11 protein-coding genes are annotated in these 10,019 nt (G+C 71.2%); 4 read left to right on the top strand and 7 right to left on the bottom strand.

What is annotated here, in order from left to right; all coding sequences use genetic code 11:
• Nucleotides 1–2: 2 nt before the first annotated feature.
• Both C4V41_RS03910 and C4V41_RS03915 read left to right on the top strand, forming a co-directional pair.
• Entirely contained in the window at nucleotides 3–257 is a 255-nt protein-coding gene (locus C4V41_RS03910) for a DUF3817 domain-containing protein (protein WP_103954302.1), read from the top strand.
• A complete protein-coding gene (locus C4V41_RS03915; protein ID WP_103954303.1) occupies nucleotides 244–699 on the top strand; it encodes a hypothetical protein in 456 nt (151 codons plus the stop codon). The genes C4V41_RS03910 and C4V41_RS03915 overlap by 14 nt, the downstream gene beginning before the upstream one ends.
• Here the strand turns inward: C4V41_RS03915 and C4V41_RS03920 are convergent.
• Nucleotides 684–1,490 carry an MBL fold metallo-hydrolase gene (locus tag C4V41_RS03920; RefSeq protein WP_103954304.1) on the bottom strand — a complete coding sequence of 269 codons (807 nt, stop codon included), beginning with the start codon at nucleotides 1,488–1,490 and terminating at the stop codon, nucleotides 684–686. The genes C4V41_RS03915 and C4V41_RS03920 overlap by 16 nt on opposite strands.
• A 47-nt stretch (nucleotides 1,491–1,537) precedes the next feature.
• Between C4V41_RS03920 and C4V41_RS03925 the strand changes: the two genes are divergently transcribed.
• A complete protein-coding gene (locus C4V41_RS03925) occupies nucleotides 1,538–1,918 on the top strand; it encodes a MerR family transcriptional regulator (RefSeq protein ID WP_200823723.1) in 381 nt (126 codons plus the stop codon).
• A gap of 48 nt (nucleotides 1,919–1,966) precedes the next feature.
• Here C4V41_RS03925 and C4V41_RS03930 read toward each other — a convergent pair whose 3' ends face one another.
• Both C4V41_RS03930 and C4V41_RS03935 read right to left on the bottom strand, forming a co-directional pair.
• Complete coding sequence (locus C4V41_RS03930) at nucleotides 1,967–2,686, bottom strand: ABC transporter permease (RefSeq protein WP_103954305.1); 720 nt, start codon at nucleotides 2,684–2,686, stop codon at nucleotides 1,967–1,969.
• A gap of 17 nt (nucleotides 2,687–2,703) precedes the next feature.
• Nucleotides 2,704–3,579 (bottom strand): ABC transporter ATP-binding protein, encoded by an 876-nt coding sequence (locus C4V41_RS03935; RefSeq protein ID WP_103954306.1) that lies wholly within the window; start codon nucleotides 3,577–3,579, stop codon nucleotides 2,704–2,706.
• Nucleotides 3,580–3,717: 138 nt separating this feature from the next.
• On the opposite strand from C4V41_RS03935, the gene C4V41_RS03940 reads away from it, so the two are divergent.
• Nucleotides 3,718–4,320, top strand: a complete 603-nt coding sequence (locus C4V41_RS03940; protein WP_103954307.1) for a response regulator transcription factor — start codon at nucleotides 3,718–3,720, stop codon at nucleotides 4,318–4,320.
• Nucleotides 4,321–4,322: 2 nt separating this feature from the next.
• Here the strand turns inward: C4V41_RS03940 and C4V41_RS03945 are convergent, their stop codons facing one another.
• Genes C4V41_RS03945 through C4V41_RS03960 form a run of 4 tightly spaced genes read right to left on the bottom strand, consistent with a single transcriptional unit; the run spans nucleotide 4,323 to nucleotide 10,010 of the window.
• Complete coding sequence (locus C4V41_RS03945; RefSeq protein WP_103954308.1) at nucleotides 4,323–5,624, bottom strand: glycoside hydrolase family 28 protein; 1,302 nt, start codon at nucleotides 5,622–5,624, stop codon at nucleotides 4,323–4,325.
• Nucleotides 5,621–7,636, bottom strand: coding sequence for a hypothetical protein (locus C4V41_RS03950; RefSeq protein ID WP_200823724.1), 2,016 nt, complete (start codon nucleotides 7,634–7,636; stop codon nucleotides 5,621–5,623). The genes C4V41_RS03945 and C4V41_RS03950 overlap by 4 nt, the downstream gene beginning before the upstream one ends.
• A complete protein-coding gene (locus C4V41_RS03955; RefSeq protein ID WP_103954309.1) occupies nucleotides 7,633–8,637 on the bottom strand; it encodes a DUF5605 domain-containing protein in 1,005 nt (334 codons plus the stop codon). Before C4V41_RS03955 ends, C4V41_RS03950 begins: the two co-directional genes overlap by 4 nt.
• Nucleotides 8,634–10,010 carry a DUF5060 domain-containing protein gene (locus C4V41_RS03960; protein WP_200823725.1) on the bottom strand — a complete coding sequence of 459 codons (1,377 nt, stop codon included), beginning with the start codon at nucleotides 10,008–10,010 and terminating at the stop codon, nucleotides 8,634–8,636. Before C4V41_RS03960 ends, C4V41_RS03955 begins: the two co-directional genes overlap by 4 nt.
• Nucleotides 10,011–10,019: the final 9 nt, after the last annotated feature.

Below are 10,019 nucleotides of genomic sequence, written 5' to 3' on the forward strand. Positions count from 1 at the left end.
ACATGAGATCACTGCGAATCGCGGCCGGCGTCGAGGCCGTCTCCTTGATGGTGTTGCTGATCAACCTGTTCGCCACCCACATCAAGGCGATTCCGGCCCTCGTCGGCCCGCTGCACGGCGTGGCCTACCTCGCCGTCATCACGGCCACCCTGCTGGCCACCGCCTCATCCGGCGTCCGCTGGCGCGCCGCCATCCCCGCCGTCGGCGGGCTGCTCGCGCTGCGGCGACTCCGTGACCGGTCACATGCGCACGAGTGAGGTCGTGCTGCTGGCGACGCTGATCGTGGCGATGTTCAACGCCGGGGTCATCTGGCTCACCCAGCTCGTGGTCTATCCCGTGTGGGCGCTGGTCGGCGAGGCGGAGTGGAGCGCCTACCACGACGCCCACAAACGGCGCCTGCCCGGTACGGCGTTCGTCCCGCACGGACTGGCCCTCCTGGGCGCCCTGCTGCTGATCGTCCTGCGGCCCGCCTACGTGCCGGGCTGGGCGGTCTGGCTCGCGTTCGCCGTCGAGGCGGTCATGCTGGCCGCGACCGCGACCTACTGGGCGCCGCTCCAGATCCGCCTCAGCCGCGGAAACGACCCCCGGCTGCTGCGCAGGCTGCTCGCCACCCACTGGATCCGGGCCGGGCTGGTCACCGTGTTCGGCGCGCTGCTGTGCTGGATGGTGATGCTCGCCCTCGATCAGCTCGGGCGGTAGCGGCCGAACTCCCAGGGGTCGTGGGCGCTCACGAGCGACACCTGGTCGCCGTGCCGGCGGACGAGCTCGCGCAGCCGGGCCTGGGTGCCGAGCCGCAGGTCGTGGTGGACCTCCGAACTGGTCTGCACGAGGTCGAGCAGCGGATGCGGATGCGGATCCTCATCCAGCTCCCGGTGGTAGTAGTAGGCGTCGCCGCAGTGCAGCAGCCAGCGGTCGCCGTCGTGCACCGCGACCCCCATGTGCCCGGCCGTGTGACCGCCGAGCGGCACCAGACGGAACTCGGGCGGCAGGCCCACAGGCCGCAGGGAGGTGAAGCCGTACCAGTCGTCACCTGAGCCCGCGTCCGGGTAGGTCACCCAGTTCGGGCCGTGCGCCCAGTGGGCCGGGCGGTAGCGGAAGCTGGGCGCCTCGCCGAGCGCCGCGTCCAGTTCGGTGGCCAGCACGTGGACCTGGGCCTCGGGAAAGTCGGGCAGGCCGCCGCAGTGGTCCACGTCCAGGTGGGTCACGATGATGTGGCGTACGTCGCCCGGGTCGTACCCCAGCCGCGCCACCTGCCGGACGGCGGTCTCGTCCTCGTCCAGCACGGGCTGGGACAGCTCGACCCAGTCGGCCCCGAGGGTGTCGCCGGGACGGCGCACGTCCTCCAGGCCGAGCCCGGTTTCGATGAGGACCAGCCCATCGGAGCCGGTCTCGGCCAGGAGGCAGTGGTTGACGGCGTGCGCGGCGGCCGGGCCCTGGTAGGTGGGTTCGATGCGCCGTACGGACCCGCAGTTGAGGTGGTGGATCTGCATGGCGGCTAGCCTGCTACTTGAAGCGCGGTTCAAGTCAAGGAGGCAGGGTGGGCGAGCTGCTGGACATCGCACAGGTGGCCGAGCGCACCGGGCTGGCGGCGTCGGCGCTGCGGTTCTACGAGAAGCGGGGCCTGATCGACTCGGCGGGACGCAACGGGCTGCGCCGGACGTACCGGCCGGAGGTGCTCGACCGTCTCACCTTCATCCGCTGCGCCCGCGACGCCGGGTTCACCATCGCCGAGATCGCCAGATTCATCCAGGCGGACCCCGGCGACCAGGAGCTACGTGCCCATCTGGCCGCCAGGGCCAGGCGGCTGGAGGAGGACATCGCCCGCCTGACGGGCATGCGCGACGGCCTCCGCCATGCCACGACCTGCACGCACGAGCCCCTCGTGGAATGCCCCGACTTCAAGAAGACCTTCAGGTGACCGCCGTCTCGTCGTCGAGCAGCGGCATCAGGTCTTCGACGATCAAGCTCATCGGCGGGGCTCCCAGCGGAAGATGCGGGTCGCCAGCGCGACGGCGACGACGACCCAGGCGAGTGAGGGCGCCAGGAGCAGCAGGGAGTCCGTGACGGCGACGCCGCCGTTCCAGGCGTTGACGGCCAGCTCGGCGGCCGAGCCGCCGGGGAGCAGCCGCTTGAGCAGGGTGAGGTCCTCGGTGCCGGCGATCCCCACCCAGGTCACCACGGCGATGACGCCGAGGCTGACGGGCAGCGTGGTCACCTGGGCGTGCTCGGGGGAGTTCGTCACTCCCGCCGTGGCCAGTCCCAGGCCGAGCATCATGACCGTCATCGCGAGCACGGCCGCCGCCAGGAGGAGGACGTTGTCCGGCCGGCCGGTGACCGCGCCCAGCACGGTCATGATCACGGCCACCTGGACCAGCGAGATGACGGTGATCGGGAGGAGCAGCCCCGAGAGGATGCCGCTGTCGCTCGCCGCCGTGGAGCGCAGCCGTTTGAGGAAGAGGTTCTGGCGGCGGGCGGCCAGCGTGGTCACCGAGGTGGTGTAGAGCCCGAACGCACCGACGGTGGCCATCACCACCGCCGCGATGTATCCGAGGCTGCCCAGGGCCGCGAAGCCCTCGTGCTGGTAGATGAAGAAGCCGCTGACCACGGCGGGCATGACGAGACCGGTGACCAGGACCAGCCGGTTTCTGAAGATCTGGATCAGCTCGCTGCGAGCGATCGAGAGCATGGCGAAGATCCTCTTTTCTAGATGTCGAGGGCGCGGAAGACGTCGTCGAGCCGGGTCGGTCCCGCTTCGAGGTCCCGCAGCTCCACCGCGTGGTCCTGGGCCCAGCGGAGCAGGGTGTGCAGGTCCTTCTGCAGGCCGAAGGTCTCGATGAGGACCTTCCCTTCGCTCTCGCGCGCGGCCCGCAGCGGCAGCGCGGGTGCGGAGGCGGGCAGGGAGAAGCGGATGGCGGCGGGCAGGGTACGCGTCAGCTCGGAGACGGTCCCTTCCCGGTGGAAGGTGCCCCGGTGCATGAGCCCGATGCGGTCGGCGCGCTGCTGCGCCTCCTCCAGGTAGTGCGTGGTGAGGACGATGGTGGAGCCGTCCTCGCGCATCCTGTCCACGGCCTCCCACAGATCGTCCCTGGACTGGATGTCCAGGCCGGTGGTGGGCTCGTCCAGGAAGATCAGCTCTGGTGTCCCGTAGACGGCGGTGGCGAAGTCGAGTCGCCTTTTCTCGCCGCCGGAGAGCTGGGCCACCTTGGTGCCGGCCTTGCGGGTCAGGTCGACGATGCCGAGGACGCGGTCGGCGTCGTCGGTGCGCTGGGTGAGCCCGCCGATCAGGCGGACGGACTCGCCTACCGTCAGATCCGGCGAGAATCCGCTCTCCTGCAGCATGATCCCCATCCGGGGCCGCACGGCCCGCCGGTCGCGCGGGCTCTGCCCGAAGACCCGCACGGTGCCCGAGGTGGCCGTGCGGTGACCTTCGATGATCTCCAGGGTCGAGGTCTTCCCCGCCCCGTTCGTGCCGAGCAGGGCGTAGAGCTCGCCACGGCGTACCTGGAAGGACAGGTCTTTCACGGCGTGGAAGTCGCCGTAGGTGAGGTTGAGACGTTCGACGTCGATGACGGAGGACATGCCGTCGATCTCAGCCGTCGCCGCGCCTCTTCACCAGTGTGACCACGTCATGACGAACGCATGACGCCGCGTCACTGGTGGTACGACGGGACCGGAAGAATACTGGGCAGTCCGTCTGAGACGTGGAAGGACCGACCGATGACCACCGTGGTGCTCGCCGACGACGAGGCGCTTCTCCGCAAGGCGCTGGCGGCGCTGCTCCCTCTCGAAGGCGAGATCACCGTGCTCGCCGAAGCGGAGGACGGTGAGTCGGCCGTCGAGGCGACGCTGCGGCACCGGCCCGACGTGCTCGTCATCGACCTGGAGATGCCCGGCGTCGACGGGCTCGGCGCCGTCGCGGAGATCCGCCGCGAGCGCCCTGACCAGGTGATCCTCATGCTGACCCGGCACGCCAGGCCCGGCGTGCTCCGCAAGGCGCTGAAGCTCGGCGTGCAGGGGTTCGTCAGCAAGTCCGCCGAGCCGGCGCACATCGTCTCGGTCATCACGACGCTGCACGAGGGGAGGCGGTGGATCGACCCGGACGTCTCGGCGCTCGCCGTCGTCGACGACTGCCCGCTCACCGACCGCGAGATCGACGTGCTGCGGGTGACGAGCGAGGGCTACTCGGTCGCCGACATCGCCGGTCGCCTCCACCTGGCGGAGGGCACGGTGCGCAACTACCTCTCCAACGCGATGCAGAAGACCCAGACCAAGACCCGGCACGAGGCGGCACGTTACGCGCGCGAGCACGACTGGTTGTGAGGTCAGGCGCCGCCCACGGTGACCCCCCTGACCGAGAGCCCTTCGACGTCGCAGGCCACGTCCGCGCGTTCCACGTGCGCGAACGTGCTGTCCCTGATGCTGATGTCGCGCAGCGGCTGCTCGGGATAGCCCCGCAGCAGGTACGCGCTCCGCGTGCGATCGCTGCGCACCCCCGACACGCTGACGTTGCGGATGGGCGGCGGGTCGTCGCCGTTGTGCCCGTCACCGTGGTAGAGGTCGATCGACACGGCCTCCTTGGTCAGCTCGCTGATCTCGACGTCGTCCACGAACACGTTCTCCACGAACCCGCCGCGCACCGAGTTCGTCTTAATGTAGAGCCCGAAGTACAGCCCGGGCCCACCCCACCGGCACCGGCGCACGAACACGTTCCTGATGCCGCCGGTCGTGTCCGTGCCGATCGCGACGGACCCGTACCGGTAGCGCATGTCGCAGTCCTCGATCAGGACGTCCTCGCACGGCACCCCCACCCGCCGCCCGTCGGGGCCCCGGCCCGCCTTGATGGCGATACAGTCGTCGCCCACGTCGAACACGCACCCCGAGATGACCACCGACCGGCACGACTCGGGGTCGCAGCCGTCGTTGTTGGGGCCCCGCGAGTGGATCGACACGTTCCTGACGAGTACGTTCTCGCACCGTACGGGGTGGATCTCCCACATCGGCGAGCGCTCGACGCGCACGCCCTCCACGAGCACGTTCCGGCACAGGTACGGCTGGATCATGTTCGGCCGGAAATAGTGCCCGGCGCCGAAGACGCGCTCTTCGACCGGCACCCCGTCCGCCGCCATGCGCTGCAGCTCGGCCCAGTCCTCGGCCTCGTGCGGCATGCCCTCCCGGTAGCCGAACTCCGGCGTGCCCACCCACGGCCACCAGTGCTCGGGCCCGGCCTGGCCGTCGAGGACGCCGGCGCCGGTGATCGCGATGTTCTCCTGGCCGTAGGCGTAAATGAAGGGGGAGTAGTTGTAGCACTCGATGGCCGAGAAGCGGGTGAAGACGGCCGGCAGATAGTCGGCCGGGTCGGTGCTGAACAGGATGCGGGCGCCCGCCTCCACGTGCAGGTCCACGTTGCTGAGCAGGTGGATCGCCCCAGTGGGGTAGGTTCCCGGCGGCACACGGACGTGGCCGCCGCCCGCCTCGTGGCAGGCCGCGATGGCGGCGCGGAACGCCTCGGTCCACGTGTCCCCGCCGCCGTAGGAGGTGACGTCGAACCAGCGGTCGGGGAACTCGGGCGGCCGCACCCGGTCACGGAGCTCGTCCGCGTACCGCCAGGCCTCTTCCTCTGTCATGGCACCTTCCTCATGCGCAGCGCGTGGAAGAGCGGCAGCGCGATCACCCACGACGGGTTCCACGTGTTCGCCTCGCCCTTGCGCTGCCAGTTGGTCTGGAAGAACCCCTCGCCCTGCTCGCCGGGCGTCGCGAAGCCCCAGTCGCCGGGCTTCCGGCTGACGCCCTGGCCCATGGCGCGCAGGATCGCCTCGGCGCGCGCCGCGTACCAGGGGCGGCCGGTCGTCAGGCCGAACTCCATCAGCTCCGAGGTCGGGAAGAACACGTCGAGGTGGTGGTTCTGCACGCTCACCGAGGGCCAGCCGCACGCCTTGAAGTCGCGCCGCGCGAACGTGCTGCCGGTGCCGAACTCCGGCGACCACACGTAGACGAACGTCAGCAGCCAGTCGGCCGCCGCCTCCGCCCACCGCGCGTAGAGGTCGCGCCCGGTGAGCCGGTAGAGGTCGAAGGCGGCCTGGAAGTAGTACATCCCGGCCTCCTTGTCCTCGCCGGAGGCGTCCAGGGTGGCGTGCGCGAACGGCCGCTCGAACGTGGCCGCGTGCAGCCGGTGGTAGCGGCTCAGCACCTCCTCGGCGCGCAGCAGCCACACGCGCTCCCCACTCAGCCGGTACGCCCCCAGCATCGCCTGCACACAAGCGGCCCCCGCCGCCGAGACCATGCGCGTGACCGGCGTGCCCTCCGGCGTCCAGCCGAGCGGGACGATGCCCTCGGGCAGCCGCGTGTGCCAGAAGAGCGCGGCGGCGTCCTCGACCGCCTCCTCCCACTCCGGCGGCACCTCCAGCCCGGCCTGCCTGAACTGGATCGCCAGCTCGGCCAGGTCGGCGATCGTCTCGCCGTGGGCGCGGCTGGAGACGAACTCGGCGCCGTCCTTGCGGAACATCTCCCACGTGCCGTCGTCGACCAGGTAGCGGCCGTGGCGCAGGCCGCGCACGGGTGTCGCGCTGCCCTCGACGTAGAAGGCGGCGGCGCGGCGGGCCCGCTCGACCCGCTCCGGCTCGCCGCGCTCCAGGCCGAGCATCGCCTCGCAGCGGGCCAGCTTCATGCACTGGCCCGTCCATCCGTACAGGTAGGAGCGGGGGCGGCCGTGGCGGACGCCCTCGTAGGCCAGGTAGCCGTCGCCCGCCCAGCGCGCGTCCATGGCCGTGGTCTTGAGCCGGATCAGCTCGTCGCGGGACAACGGGTTCGCGGCAGGGGAGTCGTACAGCTCGGTGTGGACGAGTTTCCTGAAGCCGAGCCCGCGCGGCTCCACCGGCCCCCAGTCCAGGGTGTGCCGGGTGCTGATCGACTCGCCGGGGGCCAGGTCGCGGTAGCCGACCGGCTGGTCCGCGACCTCGGCCTTGCTGACGTAACAGACGTCCGGCGCGCCGTCGAACATGATCACCCCCGTCATGGCGGCCACCGTGAGCCCCGGCGACCTGACGAGGCCGAGCGAGCCGTAGGAGACGGAGCCGTCCTGGTGGCGGGCGGGTTCCGGGTGCGCGAACAGGCTGACGTAGCGGTCGTCCCAGGCGGCGTTCACGGCCGGGATGGGCAGGCGGTCCTCCTCGCACACGAACCCCTGGTCGATGCGGGGGATCTGACGGCGGGGGTCGGAGGAGGGGTTGCCGTTGTAGAGGACGCCGGGCATGGTGACGTGGGCGTCCGAGGTGGGGAGCGGCAGCAGGAGCCCGGCCGCCACGTCGGTGACCGGCTTGCCGGAGTCGTTGCGCCACGTGGTGGTGAGGGTGAGCAGGCCGTCGGGGGTGAAGGCCAGCTCCAGCCGGGCGGTCAGGGCGCCGGCCCGCGCCGTGATCACGACGGTCTCCCCACCCTGGAGGAGGACGGTGCCGGGTTCGGCGGGTTCGATCCGCCACGGGCGGCCGGTCGAGGCGGTGAGCAGGCCGCGCAGCGGCGCCCGCAGGTGGGCCGAGCCGTGCCGGCCGAGCCGCACCTCGGGCCCGCCGGGGCCGGTGACCACCTCGACGACCTTTCCGCCCGGCTCCGCGATGGAGGTGAGGAGCGCGGCGGCCGTCATGGGCACCGCCTCAGCCGGATGGCCTGGCCGACCGTGCCGGGCAGCGGGACGGTCAGCGAGTCGCCCTCCCGCACGCCGTGCGCCTTGACCGTCATCTCCCACGTGTCGATCACCTCGACCTCGTACCGTCCGGAGGGCACCTCATAGACGCGCTCGGGGAACCGGTGCTCGCCGCAGTACTCCAGGTAGAACTCGCCGGGCACCTCCAGCATCGGCGCGTCCCGGTCGCGGTAGCGGGCCTCGTCGGGTGTGGCGGCGAACACCTGGCGCAGCAGGGCGATCCTGGGCACCGCGCCGCCGGCCAGCGTCCCGCCGTCGGCCGACCAGGTCAGGCCGTCGTCGTCCGGGTACGCCTCCCCGTGCGTCACCGGGCGCCGCCTTACCGCCCCGTCCCACGCCTGGTGGACGACCTCCTCGGGGGTCAGGCTCAGCCACGGGTCGTCGGCGTCGCCCTCGTAGCCGCACATGTCCATCAGCACGGGTTTGTGATGATCCCGGGTCAGGACCCAGGCGTCCCGGGGGCTGGGCGCGCGCACGCTTCCGTGCGTGAACGCCCGCCGCCACAGCAGCGGCGACCCGGCGTCGACGGTGATCGACAGCGGGTGGTGCCCTGGGTCCTCCTCGGCCACCAGGTCGGCGAGCCGAACCCAATCATGTTCCGAAAAATCGGGAAAATGGGTGGGATCGTCGGTCAGGGACCACCACACGTTCGGGTGGGCGGCCAGCCGTGGCACCACGTCCGCCACGTACCGGGCCGCCGCCGCCACGTCCGCGATGCCGTCGTCCGGATGCAGGAGCATCAGCTCGGCCGTCACGCCGATCGCGCCCAGCTCCGCCACCCGCTCCTCCAGCGCGTCCAGCGAGCACCGGGTCGCCAGCGCCGCCATCCGCACCCGGTCGAACGGCGAGGCCCGCAGCGCGGCCAGGGTCCGCGCGCGCCGCTTCTCGCCGTGCAGGTGCCAGCCGAGCGCGGTGGTCGCCAGAGAGTTGAAGATCATCATGCCCTCGTCATCCGCAGCGCCAGGTACGGCCGGCGCGGCAGCCCGACCCGTACCCGGTCCCGGTGCACCCCGCCCACCGGGGTGATCGTCATGTTCCAGGTGTCGATCAGCTCGACCTCGTACCCGCCGTCCGGCGGCAGCTCCACGGTGACGCCGGCCGCCTGCCGCCGCCCGAGATAGCGCAGGAAGGTGCCGTCGCGGCGGTCCTCCATGATCCGCCGCAGGAACGCGATCCTGGCCGGGCTCTCCCCGTGCAACCCGCCGCCGTTGCCGATCCACGCCCGCTCCTGGAAGCCGGTCAGCGACTCGCCGTGCCCCACGTAGCCGCCGCGCGACATGCCCTCCCAGAACCGGTCCACCAGCTCCTCGCCGGTCACGTTGCCCCAGCGCCGGCCGATGTCGCCCTCGTAGCAGATCTCGTCGAGCACCACCGGCTTCGGGCAGTCCCGCAGCCAGGTGCCGGTCAGCGTGACGTCCCAGTGCTGCACGCTGTGGTGCGTCACCCAGGGCTTGGTGTTGTCGTAGAGGGTCGCGACCTCGTACATGCGGGTCCCGTTGTGGATCGAGCGCAGATGCTCGTATGGGTCCAGCCGCTGGATCGTCCGCAGGATGTCGTCCCAGTCGGCCACGGTCTTGGCCCGGTTGAAGTCGTACTCGTTGGCGGCCGACCACCACACGTTGCGGTAGGCGGCCAGCCGCGCGATGACGTAGCGCAGGTAGGCGTGGTCGGTCTCGCGGCCCATGTCCTCGATGCCGCGCAGCCCCCCGTCGTACGGGTGGAAGAGGATCACGTCGGCCTCGACGCCCAGGTCCAGCAGGTCCTGGACGCGGGACTCCAGGTGCCGGAAGAACACCGGGTTGAACCGGGTCTTGTCCAGCCCGTCCGGGTCCTTCCCGGCGAACGGCACCTCCGGCGGCGCCGTCATGCTCCCCGTCGGCAGCACGCACATGCGCAGCTTGTTGAAGGGCGAGGCCGCCAGCGTCGCCAGGGTCCGGCGCTCGCGCTCCTCGTCCATGTCGTGCGTCCAGTGGTAGGCGGTCGTGCCGAACGGCAGGTACGGCGTGCCGTCCGCGTACGCGAACCCGGTGCCCACGGCCCGCACCGGACCATGGTTGTCCTCGGAGGCGGGCGACACCTCGAAGCCGCCCGCGTGCCCGTCCAGCTCGGTCACATTGCTCACGGTGGTGTAGCTCCACGGACCCACCGCGTCCGGCATGAACCGGACGCGGTAGACGCCGTCGCCGTCGTAGAAGCCCTCGGCCTCGACGATGCGATTGCGGAACCGATACCGGGCCGACAGGCGAACCTCCGCGAAGGGGTTGCCGCCGGACGGCCCGGCCAGTTCGATCTCGTGGACGCCCCAGCGTTCCACGATGGGAGA

The sequence above is a fragment of the Nonomuraea solani genome (assembly GCF_900108335.1).
GTDB classification, from domain to species: Bacteria; Actinomycetota; Actinomycetes; order Streptosporangiales; family Streptosporangiaceae; genus Nonomuraea; species Nonomuraea solani.

What these genes read in the sequence shown, in the direction of transcription:
- C4V41_RS03930 (WP_103954305.1), bottom strand. Translation starts at nt 2,686, where the DNA reads ATGCTCTCGATCGCTCGCAGCGAGCTGATCCAGATCTTCAGAAACCGG.
- C4V41_RS03945 (WP_103954308.1), bottom strand. Translation starts at nt 5,624, where the DNA reads ATGACAGAGGAAGAGGCCTGGCGGTACGCGGACGAGCTCCGTGACCGG.
- C4V41_RS03950 (WP_200823724.1), bottom strand. Translation starts at nt 7,636, where the DNA reads ATGACGGCCGCCGCGCTCCTCACCTCCATCGCGGAGCCGGGCGGAAAG.
- C4V41_RS03910 (WP_103954302.1), top strand. Translation starts at nt 3, where the DNA reads ATGAGATCACTGCGAATCGCGGCCGGCGTCGAGGCCGTCTCCTTGATG.
- C4V41_RS03955 (WP_103954309.1), bottom strand. Translation starts at nt 8,637, where the DNA reads ATGATGATCTTCAACTCTCTGGCGACCACCGCGCTCGGCTGGCACCTG.
- C4V41_RS03915 (WP_103954303.1), top strand. Translation starts at nt 244, where the DNA reads ATGCGCACGAGTGAGGTCGTGCTGCTGGCGACGCTGATCGTGGCGATG.
- C4V41_RS03920 (WP_103954304.1), bottom strand. Translation starts at nt 1,490, where the DNA reads ATGCAGATCCACCACCTCAACTGCGGGTCCGTACGGCGCATCGAACCC.
- C4V41_RS03935 (WP_103954306.1), bottom strand. Translation starts at nt 3,579, where the DNA reads ATGTCCTCCGTCATCGACGTCGAACGTCTCAACCTCACCTACGGCGAC.
- C4V41_RS03940 (WP_103954307.1), top strand. Translation starts at nt 3,718, where the DNA reads ATGACCACCGTGGTGCTCGCCGACGACGAGGCGCTTCTCCGCAAGGCG.